20 protein-coding genes are annotated in these 21,514 nt (G+C 37.4%); 11 read left to right on the top strand and 9 right to left on the bottom strand.

Translation table 11 applies throughout. From position 1 onward, the window contains the following. Nucleotides 1-183 precede the first annotated feature (183 nt). Entirely contained in the window at nucleotides 184-1,851 is a 1,668-nt protein-coding gene (locus ED2_RS01605) for a peptide ABC transporter substrate-binding protein (protein WP_016177699.1), read from the top strand. A gap of 86 nt (nucleotides 1,852-1,937) precedes the next feature. Here ED2_RS01605 and ED2_RS01600 read toward each other — a convergent pair whose 3' ends face one another. After that, nucleotides 1,938-2,285, bottom strand: a complete 348-nt coding sequence (locus tag ED2_RS01600) for a DUF3899 domain-containing protein (protein WP_016177700.1) — start codon at nucleotides 2,283-2,285, stop codon at nucleotides 1,938-1,940. Nucleotides 2,286-2,367: 82 nt separating this feature from the next. On the opposite strand from ED2_RS01600, the gene opp3b reads away from it, so the two are divergent. The 5 genes from opp3b to ED2_RS01575 are packed head-to-tail and all read left to right on the top strand — an operon-like array spanning nucleotide 2,368 to nucleotide 7,387. Then, nucleotides 2,368-3,309, top strand: coding sequence for an oligopeptide ABC transporter permease (opp3b, locus tag ED2_RS01595; protein WP_005880225.1), 942 nt, complete (start codon nucleotides 2,368-2,370; stop codon nucleotides 3,307-3,309). Then, the gene (opp3C, locus tag ED2_RS01590) at nucleotides 3,310-4,353 is read left to right on the top strand and encodes an oligopeptide ABC transporter permease (protein ID WP_005880227.1); all 1,044 of its coding nucleotides are present in this window, start codon (nucleotides 3,310-3,312) and stop codon (nucleotides 4,351-4,353) included. A gap of 5 nt (nucleotides 4,354-4,358) precedes the next feature. After that, on the top strand, nucleotides 4,359-5,438 hold the full coding sequence (locus ED2_RS01585; protein WP_016177701.1) for an ABC transporter ATP-binding protein: 1,080 nt from the start codon (nucleotides 4,359-4,361) through the stop codon (nucleotides 5,436-5,438). Continuing rightward, nucleotides 5,413-6,366, top strand: coding sequence for an ABC transporter ATP-binding protein (locus tag ED2_RS01580; RefSeq protein WP_005880230.1), 954 nt, complete (start codon nucleotides 5,413-5,415; stop codon nucleotides 6,364-6,366). Before ED2_RS01585 ends, ED2_RS01580 begins: the two co-directional genes overlap by 26 nt. 13 nt (nucleotides 6,367-6,379) lie before the next feature. Further along, complete coding sequence (locus ED2_RS01575; protein ID WP_060789679.1) at nucleotides 6,380-7,387, top strand: RNA-guided endonuclease TnpB family protein; 1,008 nt, start codon at nucleotides 6,380-6,382, stop codon at nucleotides 7,385-7,387. A 155-nt stretch (nucleotides 7,388-7,542) separates the two neighbouring features. On the opposite strand, the gene ED2_RS01570 is transcribed toward ED2_RS01575, so the two are convergent. Beyond that, nucleotides 7,543-8,364, bottom strand: coding sequence for an NUDIX domain-containing protein (locus ED2_RS01570; protein WP_005880234.1), 822 nt, complete (start codon nucleotides 8,362-8,364; stop codon nucleotides 7,543-7,545). Between the two features lie 101 nt (nucleotides 8,365-8,465). Next, nucleotides 8,466-8,744, bottom strand: coding sequence for a hypothetical protein (locus ED2_RS01565; RefSeq protein ID WP_005880237.1), 279 nt, complete (start codon nucleotides 8,742-8,744; stop codon nucleotides 8,466-8,468). Between the two features lie 463 nt (nucleotides 8,745-9,207). Here ED2_RS01565 and metG point away from each other — a divergent pair, with 463 nt between their 5' ends. After that, the gene (gene metG, locus ED2_RS01560) at nucleotides 9,208-11,217 is read left to right on the top strand and encodes a methionine--tRNA ligase (protein ID WP_016177703.1); all 2,010 of its coding nucleotides are present in this window, start codon (nucleotides 9,208-9,210) and stop codon (nucleotides 11,215-11,217) included. A 211-nt stretch (nucleotides 11,218-11,428) separates the two neighbouring features. Here metG and ED2_RS15580 read toward each other — a convergent pair whose 3' ends face one another. From ED2_RS15580 to ED2_RS01535, 6 genes are all read right to left on the bottom strand, one after another. Further along, nucleotides 11,429-11,584: a hypothetical protein gene (locus ED2_RS15580; protein ID WP_016177704.1), complete on the bottom strand. Its 156-nt coding sequence runs from the start codon at nucleotides 11,582-11,584 to the stop codon at nucleotides 11,429-11,431. A 199-nt stretch (nucleotides 11,585-11,783) separates the two neighbouring features. Further along, nucleotides 11,784-12,521: a LytR/AlgR family response regulator transcription factor gene (locus tag ED2_RS01555; protein ID WP_016177705.1), complete on the bottom strand. Its 738-nt coding sequence runs from the start codon at nucleotides 12,519-12,521 to the stop codon at nucleotides 11,784-11,786. Further along, entirely contained in the window at nucleotides 12,496-13,851 is a 1,356-nt protein-coding gene (locus ED2_RS01550; protein ID WP_005880245.1) for a sensor histidine kinase, read from the bottom strand. The genes ED2_RS01555 and ED2_RS01550 overlap by 26 nt, the downstream gene beginning before the upstream one ends. Nucleotides 13,852-13,922: 71 nt before the next feature. Further along, on the bottom strand, nucleotides 13,923-15,581 hold the full coding sequence (locus ED2_RS01545) for a peptide cleavage/export ABC transporter (protein ID WP_231369438.1): 1,659 nt from the start codon (nucleotides 15,579-15,581) through the stop codon (nucleotides 13,923-13,925). Between the two features lie 17 nt (nucleotides 15,582-15,598). Continuing rightward, on the bottom strand, nucleotides 15,599-16,084 hold the full coding sequence (locus ED2_RS15915; protein ID WP_016177707.1) for a cysteine peptidase family C39 domain-containing protein: 486 nt from the start codon (nucleotides 16,082-16,084) through the stop codon (nucleotides 15,599-15,601). Nucleotides 16,085-16,484: 400 nt separating this feature from the next. Beyond that, a complete protein-coding gene (locus tag ED2_RS01535) occupies nucleotides 16,485-17,069 on the bottom strand; it encodes a hypothetical protein (RefSeq protein ID WP_016177708.1) in 585 nt (194 codons plus the stop codon). Nucleotides 17,070-17,240: 171 nt separating this feature from the next. Between ED2_RS01535 and ED2_RS01530 the strand changes: the two genes are divergently transcribed. The 4 genes from ED2_RS01530 (at nucleotide 17,241) to rsmA (ending at nucleotide 21,269) form a co-directional block, all read left to right on the top strand. Then, nucleotides 17,241-18,554: an APC family permease gene (locus tag ED2_RS01530; RefSeq protein ID WP_005880251.1), complete on the top strand. Its 1,314-nt coding sequence runs from the start codon at nucleotides 17,241-17,243 to the stop codon at nucleotides 18,552-18,554. Nucleotides 18,555-19,062: 508 nt separating this feature from the next. Continuing rightward, nucleotides 19,063-19,839: a TatD family hydrolase gene (locus ED2_RS01520; protein WP_016177709.1), complete on the top strand. Its 777-nt coding sequence runs from the start codon at nucleotides 19,063-19,065 to the stop codon at nucleotides 19,837-19,839. Continuing rightward, nucleotides 19,832-20,398, top strand: coding sequence for a ribonuclease M5 (rnmV, locus tag ED2_RS01515; RefSeq protein WP_005880257.1), 567 nt, complete (start codon nucleotides 19,832-19,834; stop codon nucleotides 20,396-20,398). The genes ED2_RS01520 and rnmV overlap by 8 nt, the downstream gene beginning before the upstream one ends. Continuing rightward, nucleotides 20,391-21,269, top strand: a complete 879-nt coding sequence (rsmA, locus tag ED2_RS01510) for a 16S rRNA (adenine(1518)-N(6)/adenine(1519)-N(6))-dimethyltransferase RsmA (protein ID WP_016177710.1) — start codon at nucleotides 20,391-20,393, stop codon at nucleotides 21,267-21,269. Before rnmV ends, rsmA begins: the two co-directional genes overlap by 8 nt. The last annotated feature ends 245 nt before the right edge of the window (nucleotides 21,270-21,514 follow it).

Genomic DNA, 21,514 nt, shown 5'->3' with positions numbered 1-21,514 from the left:
AGTTGCTTAAACCCTTTAAAAATAGAGATTTTCAGAAAGAAAATGTAAATAATTCACGAAAAATTCATTATTTTTTGGAAAAAAGAGAAAAAAGTATTGCTTTTTTAATAATTATTCATTAAAATCTTAAACAACTCAGAAAATACTAATTATTCTGAAAATTTCGATAAAGGGGTACGAAAAATGAAAAAGAAATGGACATTTAGCGTTGTTGCCTTATGTGGGCTAGTATTAGCCGGATGTTATGGCGGGGGCACAGATACAAAAAGTAGTGATTCAGCTAGTGGAGGATCAGCTAGTGGAGGCGGCGTTTTCAATTTAGTCGTACCTCAAGAAATGCCGACTGCTGATTTATCTTTAGCGACAGACACAATTAGTTTTACAGCCTTGAACAATGTATACGAAGGAATTTATCGTTTAGACAAAGACAGTAAACCTCAACCAGCAGGCGCAACTAAACTAGCAGATGTCAGTGAAGATGGTCTAACTTATAAAATCAAATTACGCGATGATGCAAAATGGTCAAATGGTGATCCAGTAACTGCAGCCGATTATGTTTATGGTTGGCAACGTACAGTAGATCCAGCAACTGCTTCTGAATATGCGTATCTATTTGCGCCAGTAGCAAATGCTGAAGATATCACAGCTGGTAAAAAAGATAAATCAGAATTGGGAATCAAAGCTGTTGGTGATTATGAATTAGAAATCACATTAACGAAACAAACACCTTACTTCCAATACTTACTTGCATTCCCATCATTCTTCCCACAAAAACAATCAGTAGTGGAAAAAAATGGTGACTCTTATGCAACAACAAGTGACAAAGCTGTTTATAATGGTCCGTTCACTTTAACAGACTTTGATGGACCAGGAACAGATACTGAATGGACTTACAAGAAAAATGATAATTATTGGGATAAAGATTCTGTGAAATTATCTGAAATCAAAGTAAGTGTTGTAAAAGAATCTTCAACAGCCTTGAATCTATTTAAAGATGGACAAGCTGATGATGTTATTCTTTCAGGTGAATTAGCACAACAAAATGCAAATGATCCTTCATACACTTCTGTAAAAGAAGCTCGTACAAGTTATATCGAATTCAATCAACGCGATGCAAAATCTCCATTCAAAAATGCAAACTTGAGAAAAGCTATTTCTTATTCAATTGACAGAAATGCACTAGTGAAACAAGTATTAGGTGATGGTTCAACTATTTCAACTAGCTTGATTCCAGCCGATATGTCAAAAAGCCCAGATACAAACGAAGACTTTGCCAAAGAAGCAGGCAAACAAGCTTATTATGACAAAGACAAAGCAAAAGAATACTGGGAAAAAGCGAAGAAGGAACTTGGTATTGATTCTCTAGAATTTGACTTGTTGGCTTCAGATGATGATGCATCGAAAAAAGTAATTGAATATGTTCAAAATTCAATCCAAGAAAATCTTGAAGGTGTAAAAGTAAAACCAACTCCAGTACCATTCTCAGTACGTATCGACCGTTCTGGAACAGGTGATTTTGATGCTGTATTAGGTGGTTGGGCTGCTGACTACGCTGACCCAAGTAGCTTTACGGATCTATTTGTAACAGGTAACTCTTATAACCGTGGACAATGGAGCAACAAAGAATACGACGACGTAGTGAAAGCTTCATCTACACGCGATGCTAGTGATGAAAAAGCACGTTGGGATGATTTGCAAAAAGCGAACAAGATCATTACTGCTGATGATATGGGTGTTGTGCCTGTATACCAAAAAGCAGAAGGTCACTTGGTTAACAAAAAAGTCAAAGGAATTGTTCACCACGCTGCCGGCGCTTCATGGGATTATAAATGGACGTCTATAGAAAAATAATCGATTGATTTTGAAAAAAATAGGAGAATCGGAGATTGAGACATGTGTCCCAATCTCCGTCTCCTTAACTAATGATTATTAGATACTTAAAGCACCAATGAAAGAATTAGTAATACGATAGAAAGAGCAAGCAAGATTCCGGCAATGATCAGCCAAAAGGTATACATACCATAGCTGGCAGACGAGAGTGAAGAAAATTCTGGTTTTTTCTTGCGGTTTCTTGTTCGGGCTAAATAGATGGATCGTTGAAAATGATCAAAGAAACCCGAGGAAAAAACCCATAAAAATCCGCCGATAATCAAAAACGGCAACGCACATAAAAATAAATCATTCGATAATTGAATAAGTGTTAATTGATGGTTCAGGCTATTCTTTATAATGATCAGAATAATCAATACACCGGCAAGTGTATAGGGAAAATATTTTTTCTTCATTCATTTGCTCCTTTATCTTTGGTTCATTATTAATAATGTAGCGAAACATTTGTCAGAAGTCAAAAGCTAGGGGGAAATAGTAGTGAATAGTTATATAAAATATGTATTGAAACGTGTCTTTTTTATGGTCATCACGCTTTGGTTGATTGCAACGATTACTTTCTTTCTAATGCAATTATTACCAGGTACACCATACACAAACCAAGAACGTTTAAGTCCTGAAACCGTCGCAATGTTGAATAAACAAGTAGGGCTGGATAAACCAGTGATTGTCCAATATGGAATTTACCTTTCCAATTTATTACATGGCAATTTTGGGATCTCATTCCAATTTAAAAACCAACCAGTTTCACATTTGTTAGCTGGACGTGTTGGACCTTCTCTACAATTAGGGTTACAGGCGATTATCTTTGGAACAGTGATTGGTACGACTCTAGGTACGATTTCCGCAATGAAGCAAAATACGTGGGCAGATACTTCTGCAACATTAGTCGCAATTTTAGGCCGTTCAATTCCTAACTTTGTTTTTGCAGTATTACTTCAATATATTTTTGCAATTAAATTACATGTATTGCCGATTGCGAAATGGGATGGTTTTGCTTATACGATTTTACCAACCATCGCATTAGCTATGTCGCCGTTAGCGGATTCTGCTCGATTCATCCGAACTGAGATGGTTGAAGTGTTGCATAGTGATTATGTGGAATTAGCACGAGCAAAAGGATTGAGTCGTTGGGAGATTGCTTTCAAACATGGACTTCGTAACAGTCTGATTCCTTTGATGACACTCTTAGGGCCATTAGCTGTTGGATTGATGACTGGATCGCTAGTAGTAGAAAACATCTTTGCGATTCCAGGAATTGGGGAACAATTTGTAAAATCGATCACAACGAATGATTATCCAACGATCATGGCAGTAACTATTCTTTATTCATTTATGTTGATTTTCGTCATTCTGGTAGTTGACTTACTTTATGGTTTAGTTGATCCAAGAATCCGAGTTTCTGAAGGGAGTCGAAGCTAAATGGAAATGATACCCAAAAAGTATGAAACAATTGCTGACATTCCTGCAGATGAGTTTCTACCGTTACAAAAAAATACTGAAGAAGAACGTGAGCAAATCACCACACCTTCATTGAACTTCATTCAAGATTCTTGGCGTCGTTTGAAAAAAAATAAAGCGGCAGTCGTTTCAATGATTGTATTAGCAATCATCATCTTGATATCGATCGTAACGATTTTTGTTTCTCCCCATGATCCAACTGCACAAAATGTGGAATATATCAACTTGCCTCCACGTATCCCAGGGATCGATATCAATGGGTTGAACGGAAAAGCCATGGTAGGTGGCGAATTAGTTGATAAATATGCACAAGCAAATGTTCCGGCAAATACGAATTTCTTCTTAGGAACAGACGGTTTAGGTCGTGATGTATTGAGCCGTTTATTCATGGGCACACGTATTTCTTTATTGATTGCATTTATTGCAGCAATTTTAGATGTGACTATTGGAGTGGCTTATGGTTTAATCTCAGGACTATTAGGTGGCCGCGTGGACAATGCAATGCAACGTTTCTTAGAAATCCTTTCAGGTATTCCTAATTTAGTTGTGATGATTTTGATGCTCGTGGTGTTTGAACCAGGTATTTTCTCCATCGTAGCAGCAATGGCAATCACTAACTGGATTCCGATGGCACGGATCGTTCGTGCGCAAACGATGAAATTAAAAGACCAAGAATATGTACTAGCTGGCATGACATTAGGCGAGTCTAAGTTGAAAATTGCTTTTAAACATATCTTACCTAATATCTCAAGTGTGATCATCATCCAAATGATGTTCAGTATTCCATCCGCTATTTTCTTTGAAGCTTTCTTGAGTTTCATCGGATTAGGGTTAACACCACCATCTGCCTCTTTAGGAACAATGCTTAGCGATGGCTACAAGACATTCTTGTATCTACCATATCTGCTATGGATTCCTGCGGCAACCCTATCGGTTATCATGATTGCCTTTAACTTACTAGCTGATGGCTTACGTGATGCCTTTGATCCTAAAATGAAAGAGTGAGTAATATGACGAAAATTCTAGAAGTAAAAAATTTAGAAATCTCATTTGATACGTATGCTGGAAAAGTCCAAGCAATCCGTGGCGTCAATTTTCATTTGAATAAAGGCGAAACATTGGCGATCGTAGGCGAATCCGGAAGCGGAAAGTCAGTCACGACTAGAAGTATCATGCGATTATTATCAAGCAACGCAAATATCGACTCTGGAGAAATCTTATTCAAAGGCGAAAATATCGTTGGCAAAACAGAAAAAGAAATGCAAAAGATTCGTGGGAAAGAAATTGCGATGATTTTCCAAGATCCAATGACTTCTCTTGATCCTACAATGACGATTGGCAAACAAGTTGCTGAATCTTTACGTAAGCATAACAAGGTCTCGAAAAAAGAGGGGAAAAAAGCTGCATTAGACTTACTAAAATTAGTTGGTATTCCTGAAGCAGAAAAACGGATCAATAGCTATCCGCATCAATTCTCTGGTGGTCAACGTCAACGGATTGTTATTGCGATCGCTTTGATTTGTTATCCACAGATCCTGATTGCTGACGAACCAACTACTGCACTAGATGTAACAATCCAAGCACAGATCATCGAACTTCTAAAAGAGATCCAAACAAAAATCGATACATCGATCATTTTCATCACCCACGATCTAGGTGTCGTAGCAAATGTCGCTGACCGTGTAGCCGTGATGTATGGTGGGAAGATCATCGAAGTAGGTACCTCAGAAGAAATTTTTTATAATCCTCAACACCCTTATACATGGGGGTTATTGGGTTCTATGCCAACTTTGGATAGTGCAAATGATCGCTTATATGCTATTCCAGGTTCACCACCGGATTTATTGAATCCACCAAAAGGGGATGCTTTCTATCCTCGGAATGAATATGCATTAAAAATCGATGCAGAACAAGAGCCACCATTTTTTGAATTATCAAAAACGCACAAAGCAGCGACTTGGCTGTTAGCTCCTCAAGCGCCTAAAGTGAATCCACCTGAAGAAATCAAACGACGCTGGGCTATTTTTAAAGAAAAAAAACAAGCAAGCCAAGGAGGAATGATTGATGCAAAAGAAACTGCTCGAAGTTAAAGGATTAAAACAGTACTTCAACATTGGCAAGAAAAATGAAGTGCATGCAGTAAACGATATCAGTTTTCATATCTATGAAGGAGAAACCTTTGGATTAGTAGGGGAATCTGGGAGCGGTAAATCTACAACGGGTCGCACGATCATTCGCTTGAATGAACCAACAGGTGGCGAAGTTTTATTTGACGGGAAAGATGTCACGAAAATCAAGGGCAAAAAAGAAATGAGCCTGTTTCGTCATGAAGTCCAAATGATTTTCCAAGATCCGTATGCTTCTTTGAATCCGCGAATGAAAGTTCGAGATATCATTGCAGAAGGAATCGATGTCAATGGTTTAGCTAAAACACCAGAAGAACGTTCAAAAAAAGTCGATGAATTGCTAAAAACCGTCGGACTGAACCCTACACATGGTACCCGTTACCCACATGAATTTTCAGGTGGTCAACGTCAGCGGATCGGGATTGCACGAGCTTTGGCGATCGAACCACGCTTTATTATTTGTGATGAACCTATCTCAGCATTAGATGTTTCGATCCAGGCGCAAGTAGTCAACCTTTTACAAGATCTGCAAAAACAGCACCAATTAACATATTTGTTCATCGCCCATGATTTGTCTATGGTAAAACATATCAGCGATCGGATCGGCGTGATGCACAATGGACGTTTATTGGAAATGGGAACTAGTGATGAAATCTATAACCATGGCGTGCATCCTTATACAGAAAGTCTGCTATCTGCCATTCCATTACCAGATCCTGATCATGAAAGACAACGCAAACGAATCAAATATCAACCGGAGCCAGATGATGGACAAGTGCGAGCATTAAGAGAGATCGCTCCTGAACATTTTGTCTATGCTACGGAACAAGAAGTACCTTATTATTCAAAAAAATTAAAACGGCAAAAGGAAGCCTTACTTGTCACAAATTAGGAGGTAAGTGCTTATGCTAAAAGCCTTTAAATTCCGAATTTACCCGACTGCTTCACAAAAAGAATGGTTCATCCAAAATTTTGGTTGTGTGCGTTTTACGTATAACCATTTGCTAAAATCACGACAGGAAAGTTATGCGAGAAAAGGTGCCATCGATTATTCGATGACACCTGCAACATTAAAAAAAAAATACGCATTTTTAAAATCAGCAGATAGCTTAGCATTAGCAAATGCCCAATTAAATTTAGATCGCGCTTTTCGCAATTATTTCAAGGGGCGTGCTAGTTTCCCTAAACTGAAGAACAAAAAAAGTATGTGGCAGTCTTATACAACAAATAATCAAAAAGGAACGATTTATTTGGAAGATAAGTACTTGAAACTGCCGAAACAAAAAGAGCTGATCCAAGTGAGATTACATCGTCCAGTCGAAGGTGTTATACGGTCAGCGACGATTTCAGCACGGTATAATGAAAGTTTCTATGTTTCTTTACTTTGTGAAGTACAAATCGCTGGAGTGCCAACTACTAATCGATGGCTAGGGGTAGCGTATGATCCACAGAAATTGGTGGAAACTTCATCACCAGTTGAAGTACAAATGCCATTATTCAGGCAAACGAGAGATAAGATGAAGGTTGCCAAGAGAAAACTGGTGATTAAAAGTAAAGCAGCTCAAAAAAGAAAAGCTCGCTTAGAAAATGCTAGAAATTATCAGAAACAAAAGAGAAAAGTAATGGATCTTTATCAGAAACAAAAATTACAAAAAGAAGATTACTTGGAAAGAGTATCTGGTAATTTGATCCGCAATTATGATTACTTATTTGTTGAAGCTGTTCCATCTGAACTTTCTTCAGCTGATTTTCAGTTACAAGATTGGTATAAATTGATTACAAAATTGCGATATAAAGCGCAGTGGTACAATAAAACATTGCTTTTTATCAATGTGAACGAGCAATTGAATGAACCACCTGACAAAAAAAGTATGGAGTTAGAAAAAATCGGGAAACAAGTGATTTTTGAATAATCGAACTGGTAGGGGTGCCAGGGATCGCCTTGCTAATAAAAAACATAACTTGTTTTTGTTTCTAGGAATTTTCTTTAAAGAAAAGCTCACTAATTATGATAAATCAAAAAGCAGAAAGAACAAAAGTGAGTCTTTTGTTCTTTCTGCTTTTTGATTTACTCGTCATTCCCTGGCTTTAACTGGTAGATTTTGGATGGGCGGCCAATACCAACGGGGCGTTCACCGATCTCATCGAAATATTGAAGCATTGCTTTTTTAAAATTAGAATGGTCGATCATTTTGAAATCGATGCCTAAGAATTTTGCAAAAACTTTTCTCGCTTCAGTAATCGTAAAATCTTTTCCTAAAACTTGGAGTACTTGGGGTTCGTGCTCCATTTTATTTACCACACGATTAAAGGCTTTGAGGATGATCTCGCTATGGTCAAATGCCAATGTGTCTTTACCAGAGGACTCACCGGTCAGTAAATCCAAAGAAATAGCGACATCATCACTGGCTAGATGGATCTTGTTTCCTTGACGTTCCAATGTGAACCATTGGACTTCCTCTGCATCATCTCCAGCAATCAAAGGCTCTTCCCCAATAAATGCTAAATAGCTAACAGTTACGACCCAACCACGCGGATCGCGATTAGGTGTACTGAACGTATGGAGTTGTTCGATGTTTTCTTGGGAGATCACTACGCCAGTTTCTTCTTTGGTTTCTCGTAGTACACTTTCTCCTGTAGACTCATTTTTTTGTACGAATCCACCAGGTAGTGCCCATGAATTGCGATAAGGATGTCCTTTTCTTTGAATGAGCAAGATTTTTAGTTGATCTTCTTCTTTGTTATAGCACATTAAGACGATATCGACAGTCAAAGAAGGCTTATCATACTCTGGCCGTTCTTGCTTTTGATACCAAGCAAGAAAATCAGCTTCACTTGCTTCATGTTCATAATATTGTTTTTCTTCTTCTTTAGAAGCAAACTGTTTCATTATATGTCCTCCTTCTAGCTCGATTGCAGGGTCCTTTTTACTTCATTGTAGCAGACTCTATCAGAAAACCAAAGATTTCCTATGGAAAAATAGCTGTTTAGTTACACATGAAATAAAAATGGCAGAATCAAATTAAATAGAAAGAACAGTAAGTAAAAAGGCAATATTTTTTGTTTTTCTTCTCGGATGGCAAAAAAACCACAAACGATGATATAGGCATCCAAGACAAAACGGAGTATTTGAGAAACCAACACAAAACTATTCAAATTTCCGTGGAGATTAAAATAGCCATACATGCGTACATAAAAATAGCTGAACAGTAAATGCACAAGTGAAAGAAGTGCGATACTGATAGTGAAATAAAGATGCTTTTTTTTCATTATGATTCCAACCTCTCTTGGTCAAATAGTTTATCTAAATGATATGAATGGTAATAAATAGTGTAAAAGGTGTAGGGATTTTTACGAGAAAATATGACATAAGTAAAAAACGCCTTTGATGTTCGATCTTAAAAAAGTATGGATGCGAACCAACTAGTCAGGGCATGCAATGATCGCTGTTATTCCTAAGTGTTCATGCCAAGAGCTTAATATCAGAACCCCGTACTTCAAATCGATACGCATGATCAAATGTTTTCCAAAAATTCAGTAAAGGTATGATTTATTGAATAGAAAAGGGGGTCTTTGCAAACCTTTTTTATTATAGCATGTTTTCAAATGAAAAAAATCGGTAGATGGGTTTCATTTGTTGCGAGCTAACGAAAAAATGGTAACAGTCTATTTGTTTTATGGTATACTAGCAAGGAAACGAATTCGCATCATGCGATAAAGGAGGAAGAGCCCCATGGCAGAAAAGGAAACTTTTTATATTACTACGCCAATCTATTATCCAAGTGGGAAACTTCATATTGGGAATTCTTATACTACAATTGCCTGTGATGCAGTTGCCCGCTATAAGCGATTGATGGGCTTTGATGTGTTTTATCTAACTGGGGTGGATGAACACGGTCAAAAAATAGAAAAAAAAGCAGCAGAATTAGGTGTGGAACCACAAGAATATGTGGATAAGATGGCTGCAGATGTCAAGAAATTATGGAAGACACTTGATATCAGCTACGATAAATTTATTCGTACAACAGATGATTATCACGTAGCAGCAGTCCAAAAAGTATTTGATCGTCTACTAGAAAAAGGGGATATCTATCTTGGTGAGTATCAAGGATGGTATTCTGTCTCCGATGAAGAATTCTTTACAGAAACGCAATTAGCGGAAGTCTATCGAGATGAAGAAGGCAACGTGATCGGTGGTAAAGCACCAAGTGGTCATGAAGTAGAACTAGTCAAAGAAGAATCTTATTTCTTCCGTATGAGTAAATACGCAGATCGTTTGCTTCAGTATTATGAAGAACATCCGGAATTTATTCAACCGGAATCTCGTAAAAACGAAATGATCAACAACTTCATCAAACCAGGTCTAGAAGACCTTGCAGTTTCAAGAACAACTTTCACTTGGGGTGTTCCAGTGAGAAACAACCCCAAACATGTGGTCTATGTATGGATCGATGCTCTAATCAATTATATCACGGCGCTAGGCTACGGTTCAGACGATGATAGCTTGTTCCAAAAATACTGGCCAGCAGATGTTCATATGGTCGGAAAAGAAATCGTACGTTTCCATACGATCTATTGGCCAATCATGTTGATGGCCTTAGACTTGCCATTACCTAAAAAAGTCTTTGGACATGGTTGGTTATTGATGAAAGACGGTAAGATGTCTAAATCAAAAGGCAATGTCGTTTACCCAGAAATGTTGGTTGAGCGTTATGGCTTGGATGCATTACGTTATTACTTGTTACGTGAAGTACCATTCGGTTCTGATGGCGTATTCACACCAGAAGATTTTGTATCGCGCGTCAATTATGACTTAGCCAATGACTTGGGGAATCTCTTGAATCGTACGGTTGCGATGATCAATAAATATTGTGATGGGGTCGTACCTGATTATGCTTCTTTGGTGACGCCATTTGATAGTGAATTATCTACAACTGCTGCGAATGTCGTTGGACGTTACCATGATGCAATGGAAAAAATGGAATTCAATACCGCGTTGGCTGAGATTTGGGTGTTGATTTCTCGTGCAAATAAATATATCGATGAAACAGAACCATGGGTATTAGCCAAAGATGAAGAAAAGAAAAAAGAATTGGACAGTGTGATGATCCATTTGGCAGAATCTCTACGTATCACAGCGATTCTGTTACAACCGATCATGACAGAAACACCAACAAAAATCTTTACTCAATTAGGGTTGGATCCTGAAATGATGAATCTTGAAGGACTACACTTCGGTGAATTTCCTTCTGGTACAAAAGTGGTCTCAAAAGGAACACCGATCTTCCCACGTTTAGACATGGAAGAAGAAGTCAGCTATATCAAAGGAAAAATGTCTGAAGGTACTCAGATAAATGAAGATACAGTGAAGTGGGACCCTGAAGAAACTGAACTAGTTTCTACGAAAGAAAAACAAATTAAATTTGATGTTTTCGAAAAAGTAGAATTGAAAGTAGCAGAAGTGATCAACTGTCAAAAAGTTGAAGGTGCAGATAAGCTATTGCAATTCCGTTTAGACGCAGGCGATAGTCAAGATCGACAAATTTTATCTGGTATCGCAGAATTTTATCCTGATCCAAATGAATTGATAGGGAAAAAATTAGTGATTGTAGCGAATTTGAAACCACGTAAAATGCGTGGTCAAATCAGCCAAGGAATGATTCTTTCAGCGGAAGCACCAGACGGCTCTTTACAAGTAGTCGAAGCACCTAAATCAATGCCAAATGGTTCAGAGATCGCTTAGTTAAGAAAAAGTTCAGCATAGCTGACTAGATGATGGGAGGCTGGGACAGAAGTGTTTCTCACTTTTGTCCCAACCTCCTTTTGTCGTAAGTACAGTATGCCAACAAGATTACTCCAAATAAAACTGAAATACCGACTACCAAAAGTTAGAATAACTTTTGGTAGTCGGTATTGTCTGTTTCTTTGATTTGAAGGTGTCCGCTTCTTAGTTGCTATTTACCGTCAAACAATCCAGCAAGGAAATCTAAAGTAGCTTCCCACATTTTTTTTCCTGAACCTTTAGGCCCTGTTGCGATATCCCCTGTTCCTGGTGTACCGCCATTGATTTTTTTTAGTTCTTCTTTACTTAATGCTTGTTTCTTACTCATCGAATCACTCCTCTACTTATGATAGGTAAAGTATAGCTAATTTGAAGACGAAAGTGATTCATTTGTCTTAAAATGAAAAGAATCGATCCTGAATGATAGTTAAATACAGATTCTCTGTTATTGGATAGTAGAAAAGGCATAGAGTTGCGGCAAAAAATACAGGAATAAAAATGATGGAGGCTGGAAAAGTAGACCGGTTTTACGACTTAAGATTCATTTTTAATACCTTTGTTTTTGAAATGGAAAAGTCACAAGTATATTCTTCCGGAAAGACGATCCTCCGTGTTTTGAAATCCACCGATCTGATTTGATTCGTATTGATTAAAAAAGAACGGTGGACGCGCAATAATTCTGGATATTCTTTTTCTAATTCATTCATCTTCCCATAAAATTCGTACATCATATTTTCTCCATAGAGAATCACTTTATGTGGAGTGACAGATGTTTCTAAAAAGTAGATGGAAGCTAAATCGATTTTAAAATTTCTGGAACCAATTGCAAAAGAGACATGACGCAGATTTGATTTATGATTGATCACCGTTTGTTCATTGCAGATTTTTAGGATGTTTTCAATTTGCTGTTTTTCTGTTTTGCCGTCTTTTACGATGTAATCCAATGGGGCAATTTGCCGTCTTAGTGTTTCTAAAGCCAACTCTTGATGCGAAGTGATAAAAACGATTTTTGCAAACTCGTTTTCTTTTCGTAGTAGTTGTGCAACATCTATTCCAGTTAAATTTTTCCCTAAATCAATGTCTAGAAAGAAGAGACAATTGGTCAAATTTGCTTTATGGTGATACAGCAGGACATCATGAGGATCTGTTGTTACTAGCACTAATTCCATATCATAGTCGTTGATCATAATGAGATTCTTGATTATCTGTTTGTAATGAGTAATCAGCATAATATCATCATCACAAAGAATAATTGGTAGAGTCATCTAATTCACTCCTTTTGATTGTTAATGTTGAGACGAATAATCCGTCTGTTGAGTAATGATTCACTTCAGCATTTGTGTCATTTTTTAGTAGTTCTTTGATGTTGGATAAGCCTAAGCCACGATTCTTTCCTTTCTTGCTGAATCCTTCTTGATTCATTAAGGATAAGGAAGGCAGTTTTCCGGTAAAAGAGTTTTCGATAGTTATTTCTAAACTATCCTCTGTAGTGATGAATAAGATATTCAGTTTTTTTTCTTCTGATTCACAAGCAGCTTCGATACTATTATCTAACAGGATTCCGATGATCCTTATCGCTTTGACTACATCTATATTTATAGTATTTATACACTTTAAGCATTCAAATTGCACAGTTAAATTTGCTTGTAGAGCTTGAGTCAACTTTGCGACAATCAATGATTTGATGGGAACGATTTTTAAATTACTTATTCCAGAAAAACTCATTACACTGTTATCGATCATCTTATGTGAATAATCAATCATTTCTTTCAAATACCCTTTGTCGATTTTTTCAGTAGGGCTAGTGCTTAACCCTAGCAATAGATTGTTATAGTCATGTCGAAATTTTCTCATTTCCTGATAGTTTTTCTCTACTTCAACGGTGTATACATTCATCATCAATAGCTGTTCCTTCAAATTTTTTAATTCTTGACGTTCAGTATTCTTTTTTAAAATGATATAAGTTAAGAACAGTGTGATTGCATATTGGGCAATGAGAAACCCCAACATGATTATACTGACGATACCTAATATATCCATTTCCTTTAGAATCTCAGCAACTGCAATGATAATAGCTAATGAGACGCCCAGTTGGATCGTATAGATTTTTTTCTCCTCTAAAAGAACAATTTTATTTAAGACTTTTTTTTCAATGAGCCAAACAGAGAATAAAGAGACAGCAAATTTTAATAAAAAGGACAATACTATAAATACTAAAGGATGATTGATATTACGGTTAAAGGGGAGGTCTAATACGAATCTTACAAAACTTGATGCCATAAAAGGAACAATAAAGTAAATGGACAGAGAAATAAAATACCCCAGTAATCCATTCAACTCAAGTTCCTTTGATGCTTTCCATGCGCGTGCCCTCACTGCAATAAAAAGGAGTGTCATAGCAATTTCTGCCAACAATGTGTTTTCCATCGAGACTAGTGCAAGTGGATAACTGACCAAAAGCAAAATAAGGAAAAATGATTTCTGTTTGATTTTTGTACATAAGATAATCAAAAAAATGAATAATAATATATTGGAGAATTCATTGAAGAAATAAGCGAAAGTACTGAGTAATATCACAAAAAACACTTCCTTCATAAAATATTACTCCAATTATAGCAAGGATTTTTTAATAAAGATATTGCATAATTAGTTTATATTTTTCCACTTTACGCAACAGTCATCATCTCCCAGAGAGTTTTGTATGTTCCGTTTAGATCAAGTAGATGTTGATGCGAGCCCGATTCAACTAATTGACCATCCTCAAGGACAAGAATAACGTCGCATTTCTTGGCGATGGGTAAATGATGGGCAATAAAAATAATCGTCTTATTCTGGATAGCCATCAAATTATCAATAATAAGATGTTCTAATCGTGTGTCCAAGCCACTTGTTGCTTCATCCAATATCATCACGTTTGATTGTTTTAAAAGAGCTCGCGCAATAGCAAGACGCTGTTTTTGCCCTCCAGAAAGGTTTGTTGCTCCTTCTTCGATTGATGTCTGATAAGTTAACGGCAGCTGATCGATGTATGACTTTATCTGTGCTAGTTCACATGCCTGTTCAATTTCTTTTAAAGAAGGTTTTGTTTCGATTCCAAATAACAGATTTTCCATTATAGTTCCACTAAAGAAAAAGGGATCTTGAGGAACATAGCTGAAAGAATGTCGAAGTTCCAATCGAGAGATGGAGCGAAGATCCTGTCCTTGATAAAAAATCTCGCCTTCTTCTGGAGTATAAAAATTCATTAGTAACTTTACGAGTGTCGATTTTCCCGATCCGCTCATTCCGACAATTGCAGTTTTTGAATTTTCCGGGATGACGCAAGATAAACTAGTTAGCACATTTTCGGAAAAGCCATAAGAAAATGAAACGTTTTTGAATTCGATCAATGGAGAATCGGTTGATCGAATAGGGGTGTCGAGCAAGTCACTTTCGGCCAGTCGTTCTTGTTCTAAAAAAAGCACCTCGTTTAGTCGATCATTTGCTACTTTGGCTGTTTGAATCTTGACTTGTAGATTAATGATATTTTGTAGTGGCGTAGTGAAAAAAATCATCAATGCATTATAAGTAATCAGCTGGCCAATGGTCATTTGTCCTTTAAGAACGAGTGTCGTCCCAAACCAGAGAAGCACTGTTGAGCTCATGACTTGCAGGGCATTTTTAAGATTCGCTTGGATATTGTCTAAATTTAAATTTTTGAATGTTTTTTCCATCATCTCATTGAATTGTTCTGTTACCTTATTACTGATATGGTCAGTGGCGTTAAAAGATTTGATTGTTTCTATTCCTTTTAAGCTCTCGATGATTTGTGAATTGACAGTAGCACCAGCTTCCATTTGTTCCTCGTTTGTTTGATCAAATCGCTTTATAAATGAAAAAACGATCAGTGCGTAGATTGGAATAGTTGCTAAACTAATGAAAAATAATTGCGCATTTTGCAAATATAAAACAAGTCCAACTGAAATGACCATCGATGCGTCTAGAAATAATGACAATGTAGCATTTGCTAGTGCATCAATAATTTTAGTTGCATCGAGAAAGCGAGAAATGATCTCACCAGATTTTCTCGTTGAAAAAAAGGACATCGGCAGATGGAGTACATGGTCAAAGTACCGTAACATGATCGAAGTACTTAGCCGCTGGCCTAATAGGATCAACAAATAACGTTTCAAATATTGAAGGAAAGCTTGGATCATGTACATTGTCAACAGTCCGATAGAAATGATTTCCAATAAATTGGCGGATCTTGCAGGAACGATTCTATCAATGATCAGTTGAAAATAATAGGAACCGATGATGCCAAATCCCGTTAGTAAAAAGGACAACAAAGTGATCTCAAAGATTATTTTTTTTGTGGCAGTAATAATGGAATAAATGAAAGCAATCCTTTCAACTCATCCTTTACTGGTTTGTATTGCTCGGTAGGCGTGGCAGTCAGCACGATTCCTGTCCATTCTTTATTGAATTCTTCTGCCAATTTGCTTGTTTTCCCTTTTGCAGGATCTGCAATCAAAATTTTTCCATTTTTTATTCCATAGATCACTACATAATGTAGAAATGAACCATCAACGACGACGTGGGCAATCAAAGGGAAAGAAAGATTTTCTTGCCATAGTGAAGCGTCTGATTTGAATACTTCACATTCAAATCCTAATTGTTCCATTGCTGCAACCATTCCATAAGCGGTCGTTCCTTGGTTGTCAGTTTTGGACATTACTCTTAATTTACTTATGGGGATCGTTGTTTGATACTGATTTAAAATCATTGCTAAACAAGCAACGCCACAATCTTTTGCATCATGTTGTTTAATTAGTTTGAATTTTTTCATACACTCATTCCTTTGAAAACAGTTTATGGTAACTAGTCCAGTGAGAGAAACGCTCAAAAGGTTTCATGAAGATCGCTCTAGGACATCGAAAAAATACAGTGTCGCAAAATAAGCGAAGATCAAGCTTTTTCTTTTCTATCAGTGAGGTGAGCTATTCTGCTATGTATGATAGAGCAGTAACTTGACAATACGATCTTTAAGTATCCATTCTTTTTATAGATTAACAAAGTTGTTGTCCTGAATGGATGGATTGTCCTAAAACCAGTTATTCCTGTCCTAAATGAATGAAGCAGTCTATTTTAGTTATTTCGTGGCTGAAAAAAGCACAAAAAAATAAGTCAGGGATACGCAAAATAATTTTTCCTATTTTGCGTATCTCTGACTTAAGAATAGTGATCGATCATGATTTGGGTAGAAGCTTGATTCTTCTTTTTAAACGTTTTGGCAAAAGGGCCGTCAGAAAAACAAAGGGTAGCGAGAAAAGATACCAAAAAATCGTTCTACCGATTCCATACCGTTGGTAAATTTTTGTCAGGAGAAGGTGGAGCACAAGCAAGCCAATGGCTAAGCTCCCAGTGAGAAACCAAATATTGTCCCAATTTCTCCAAACTCTTAGAAACATCGCAGCAATCGGATAGCCATAAAAAAAGATTCCTGTTAATGAGAGTCGCCAGTTTTTGGCTAATGTCCCCAGATTCAGTAAGAAAAAAATAGCGGACAAAACGATGCCGATGGGTGGAAATAAGCCTACCAAGAAAGCATAGATCGTGCCCAAAAAGATCATTCCTGGCCCTTTTAGTAAAGCAACGATCACTATAGAAACAAGTAGTAAAAAGATTTGTTGGGTAAAAGTAGCAACAGTCAATAGCCCGAATAGGATCAAGGTAAGCCAATGCCAGCGAGAATGAAGTTGATTTTTTCTAGTAATTGGCTCTTTTTTTTCTAAAAAATCGGCTATTTTTGGATAGGAACGTCTAAAATCCATGAATCCTCCTCCTTTAGTATCGTACTCATTAGTATAACGAACATTTTGCTAGGATACCTCCGCCCAAAGAGGGATATTTACAGTAAAAATTTCTGAAAAGTAATGGTAAAGTGAAATATTCTCCGTTATACTGGAGGTTATACTAAAATCTAATCGAAAAAGGGGATGCGAATGAAAGGTAAGTTGAAACGTGAGATTAATTTATTCGGTGCATTAGCGACTGTAATGGGGACGGTTATTGGCGCAGGGGTTTTCTTTAAAACTGCAGCAGTGACCGCAAGTACACAGTCTACTAGTTTGACATTATTGGTATGGTTACTAGGTGGATTTTTGACGATCTGTGCGGGGTTGACCGTGGCAGAACTTGCTACCGCGATTCCTGAAACTGGTGGTGCTGTAAAATATATCGAAGCGGCCTATGGAAAATTGCCTAGTTTCTTACTTGGATGGTCACAAAGCTTGATTTATTTTCCAGCCAATATTGCTGCACTGTCCATCATCTTTGCTACACAATTGATCAATTTATTACAATTATCCACGGATTATTTACTATTTATTGCTATTATCACAGCAATTTCGATCACAGGTCTGAATTTGCTTGGTACCAAAGTAGGAACGACTGTGCAATCTGCTACCTTAGTGATCAAGTTGATCCCACTTGCAGTTATTGTGATTTGGGGGTTGCTTACTCCTGGCAATGGCACTGTGCAATTATTACCGATCGAAGCAGGAAAAGATGTTTCATTTGCGCAAGGATTGAGTAGTGCGTTACTGGCAACATTGTTTGCTTATGATGGGTGGCTAGGTGTCGGCGCAATGGCTGGTGAGATGAAGCATCCAGAAAAGGACCTACCGAAAGCAATTATTTTGGGCTTGAGTTTTGTCACAGTCGTTTATCTATTGATCAACTATGTGTTCCTAAAAACACTGCCTATCGATCAAATTGCAGGGAATCTCAATGCTGCTTCAGATGCTTCTGGTGTTATTTTTGGTCAAATTGGCGGGAAAATCGTGACGATTGGTATCTTGATTTCTGTTTATGGTGCATTGAATGGCTATACGCTTACAGGGATACGCGTTCCTTATGCGATGGCATTAGAAAATGAGCTACCTTTCAGCAACCAGCTGACAAAGCTTTCAAAGAAATTTACAGTACCTTATACACCAGCTATCTTTCAGTTAGTGATTGCTTGTATCATGATGACAGTGGGTTCATTTGATTTATTAACAGATATGTTGATATTTGTGATGTGGTTGTTTAGCCTACTTATTTTTGTCGGAGTATTTGTTTTAAGGAAGAAACAACCTGATTTGCCTCGACCTTATAAAGTTCCTTTATATCCTGTTATTCCTCTGATTGCGATCGTGGGCGCTGTCTTTATTTTGGGCATGACGTTATTCACTCAGACAGGGCTTGCGATGATTGGGATTGTCGTGACTTTATTAGGAATACCGGTTTATTTTTATAAAAACAAACACATATAGAATAGCTGAATGAAAGACTGGAACAGGAGTTTTTAGCTCCAAAAAAAGAAGAAGTTGCTTTTTGTTTCTGACGTTTGTCGTTAGTGAGGTCGAGACAAAAGACGTTTAGGTTTGAGAAATTGGAGAGAAAAACGAGGTTGGGACAGAAGTGTTTAACTCCGAGAAATAAGAAGAAATTAACGAAAATTGTTTTTCAAATTTTTGTGAATTTCGGCTTATTTCCGAAGGAGTTGCTTTTTGCTCCCACCGTTTATTCGGAGTTAGAGTCTGTGGCAAAACTGATTTTTAGTTTTGTCCCACGCTCGTTTTTTTTTTTTGAAATTTCCGAAAAACCTGATTTTTGGACGCCGTTTATTCGAGAGTTTGTAGAACACTGATTTTTAGATTTGTCCCTCATGCTTTTTCCATAAAAAATTATTTTTCTAAAAATAAATCTTGATTTTTAGTTTTAATACTTCTGCCATAGCTGCTTATATGCTAAAGTAATGAAGAAAAGGAGAGATAGAAGATGATATTTGATTCTCATACCCATCTAAATGCGGAACAATTCAATGACGATATTCCAGAAACGATTGAACGCGCAAACGAATTGGGCGTGACTAAAATGGCTGTTGTGGGCTTTGATACGCCAACCATCGACAAATCACTGCAGCTTAGTCATGATTATTCAAACATATATAGTATTATCGGCTGGCATCCAACAGAAGCAGGCAGTTATACAAAGGAAGTCGAAGAAAAATTACAAGAACAGTTAACAACTCCAAAAGTTGTTGCACTAGGAGAAATCGGTCTGGACTATCATTGGATGGAAGACCCTAAAGAGGTCCAAGATAGAGTTTTTCGTCGACAAATAGCGATTGCGAAAGAAATGAATTTGCCAATCAGTATCCATACAAGGGAAGCGCTTGAAGATACGTATGCGATTTTAAAAGAGGAAGATATTCGTGATATTGGTGGGATCATGCATAGTTTCAGCGGAGATTTTGAGTGGGCAAAGCGATTCCTCGATTTAGGCATGCACATCTCATTTAGTGGAGTCGTGACGTTCAAAAAAGCGACAGATGTGCAAGAAGCAGCCATGAATGTACCGCTTGATCGCTTGTTAGTAGAAACAGATGCTCCTTATTTGGCACCAGTCCCTTATCGTGGAAAGCGAAATGAACCGGGATATACTCGTTATACTGTTGAAAAAATTGCAGAATTACGAGGACTAACGCTGGAAGAAGTTGCTGGACATACATGGAAAAATGCACATCGTCTATTTAGGTTAAATGAAAATGACTAAGTTAAAAATCCAAGAAATCATCGTCGTTGAAGGAAAAGACGATACTAGAAGACTTCAAGAGGTAGTGGATGCTGACACGATCGAAACTATCGGTTCAGCGATCAACGAAGATATTTTGATGCAAATCGAACATGCCCAAGAAACACGAGGGGTCATCATCTTCACCGATCCAGATTTTTCGGGAGAAAAAATTCGGAAAACGATCATGGAAGTCGTGCCACAAGCCAAACATGCATTTTTACCGCGCAAACAAGCACGCCCACGTAAACAGGGAAGTCTTGGTGTAGAACATGCAAGTGATGAAGCAATATTAGAAGCCTTGAAAAAGGTCGTGACTCCTGCTGAGAAAAAAGAAACTACTGAGATCACTAGACAGATTCTTGTTGCTCATGGTTTAATAGCTGGAGCGAAAGCAAAAGAAAAACGCGAAAAATTAGGGGATGAATTGCGGATTGGTTATACCAATGGTAAGCAATTGGAAAAACGTTTGAAGATGTTTCGGATCACCCCAGAAGAATTTGTACAAGCAATGAAAAAAGTGGAGGAACAACATGAGTGAATACCGTGATATTGCGATACCCTCTAGGACAAAAGAGATTTTATTGAAACACGGTTTTTCGTTTAAAAAAAGTTTAGGACAAAATTTTTTGACTGAACCGAATATTTTAAGAAAAATCGTAGAAACGGGTCAAATCAATGAAGAAACGAATGTTATCGAAGTAGGCCCAGGAATTGGTGCTTTAACCGAGCAATTAGCCAGAAATGCCAAACAAGTCGTTGCTTTTGAAATCGATGATCGTTTGATCCCTGTATTAGAAGACACGCTGTCTCCTTATCCGAATGTGACTGTGGTCCATCAAGATATTTTGAAAACTGATTTACAACAGGCTGCTATGGACTATTTTGACGCAGAATTGCCGTTGAAAGTGGTTGCTAATCTTCCATACTACATTACCACGCCAATTATGATGCATTTTTTGGAGTCAGAGTTGGTCGTTGATGAGATGGTCGTGATGATGCAAAAAGAAGTTGCAGATCGGATCTCTGCTCAACCAGGGACCAAAGCATATGGCTCTTTGTCCATCGCTGTACAATACTACATGGAAGCTAGCGTAGCATTTATCGTTCCAAAAACAGTATTTGTTCCTCAACCAAATGTTGATTCAGCTATTTTGAAGTTGACGAGAAGAGCAGAACCAGCGGTCAAAGTGACCAACGAAAAAGCCTTTTTCCGATTGACGAAGGCTGCTTTTCAACAAAGAAGAAAAACATTGTGGAATAATTTACAGGCAACCTATGGGAAAGAAGAAGATACGAAGGCTTGGCTAACTAGAAGTTTGGAAAAGGCGAATATCGATCCAAAACGCCGAGGAGAAACATTATCTTTAGAAGAGTTTGCAGCATTAAGTAATGCGCTGGAAGAGAAGTAAAATGTATAAAGCGGAAAGTTTTTAGTAACGAACCCTATTTAATGAAAGATTTCCGCTTTCATAAATAAACTAGATCAGAAAAGCGTGGGATAAAAGTGAAGAACACTTTTGTCCGCTAGTTGATCTGGTTTATTTTCCTTTTTATTGATTTATTTTAGAGATTATTCATTTTTCCGGTGTATGTGTCTTGACACATTTTGTAGTTAAAGGTAAAATAAAGCGATATTTATGTGTCAAGACATGTT

It is taken from the genome of Enterococcus durans NBRC 100479 = LMG 10746 (genome assembly GCF_001544215.1).
In the GTDB taxonomy this organism is placed as follows: domain Bacteria; phylum Bacillota; class Bacilli; order Lactobacillales; family Enterococcaceae; genus Enterococcus_B; species Enterococcus_B durans.
Note: the sequence above shows the minus strand (reverse complement) of the source record. Positions and strands in the feature narration are given on the sequence as shown.

What these genes read in the sequence shown, in the direction of transcription:
- ED2_RS01555 (WP_016177705.1), bottom strand. Translation starts at nt 12,521, where the DNA reads ATGACTCTACCAATTATTCTTTGTGATGATGATATTATGCTGATTACT.
- ED2_RS01580 (WP_005880230.1), top strand. Translation starts at nt 5,413, where the DNA reads ATGCAAAAGAAACTGCTCGAAGTTAAAGGATTAAAACAGTACTTCAAC.
- ED2_RS01605 (WP_016177699.1), top strand. Translation starts at nt 184, where the DNA reads ATGAAAAAGAAATGGACATTTAGCGTTGTTGCCTTATGTGGGCTAGTA.
- metG (WP_016177703.1), top strand. Translation starts at nt 9,208, where the DNA reads ATGGCAGAAAAGGAAACTTTTTATATTACTACGCCAATCTATTATCCA.
- ED2_RS01575 (WP_060789679.1), top strand. Translation starts at nt 6,380, where the DNA reads ATGCTAAAAGCCTTTAAATTCCGAATTTACCCGACTGCTTCACAAAAA.
- ED2_RS01570 (WP_005880234.1), bottom strand. Translation starts at nt 8,364, where the DNA reads ATGAAACAGTTTGCTTCTAAAGAAGAAGAAAAACAATATTATGAACAT.
- ED2_RS01585 (WP_016177701.1), top strand. Translation starts at nt 4,359, where the DNA reads ATGACGAAAATTCTAGAAGTAAAAAATTTAGAAATCTCATTTGATACG.
- ED2_RS01550 (WP_005880245.1), bottom strand. Translation starts at nt 13,851, where the DNA reads ATGAAGGAAGTGTTTTTTGTGATATTACTCAGTACTTTCGCTTATTTC.
- ED2_RS01600 (WP_016177700.1), bottom strand. Translation starts at nt 2,285, where the DNA reads ATGAAGAAAAAATATTTTCCCTATACACTTGCCGGTGTATTGATTATT.
- ED2_RS01535 (WP_016177708.1), bottom strand. Translation starts at nt 17,069, where the DNA reads ATGGATTTTAGACGTTCCTATCCAAAAATAGCCGATTTTTTAGAAAAA.
- ED2_RS15580 (WP_016177704.1), bottom strand. Translation starts at nt 11,584, where the DNA reads ATGAGTAAGAAACAAGCATTAAGTAAAGAAGAACTAAAAAAAATCAAT.
- rsmA (WP_016177710.1), top strand. Translation starts at nt 20,391, where the DNA reads ATGAGTGAATACCGTGATATTGCGATACCCTCTAGGACAAAAGAGATT.
- ED2_RS15915 (WP_016177707.1), bottom strand. Translation starts at nt 16,084, where the DNA reads ATGAAAAAATTCAAACTAATTAAACAACATGATGCAAAAGATTGTGGC.
- ED2_RS01530 (WP_005880251.1), top strand. Translation starts at nt 17,241, where the DNA reads ATGAAAGGTAAGTTGAAACGTGAGATTAATTTATTCGGTGCATTAGCG.
- ED2_RS01565 (WP_005880237.1), bottom strand. Translation starts at nt 8,744, where the DNA reads ATGAAAAAAAAGCATCTTTATTTCACTATCAGTATCGCACTTCTTTCA.
- rnmV (WP_005880257.1), top strand. Translation starts at nt 19,832, where the DNA reads ATGACTAAGTTAAAAATCCAAGAAATCATCGTCGTTGAAGGAAAAGAC.
- ED2_RS01520 (WP_016177709.1), top strand. Translation starts at nt 19,063, where the DNA reads ATGATATTTGATTCTCATACCCATCTAAATGCGGAACAATTCAATGAC.
- opp3C (WP_005880227.1), top strand. Translation starts at nt 3,310, where the DNA reads ATGGAAATGATACCCAAAAAGTATGAAACAATTGCTGACATTCCTGCA.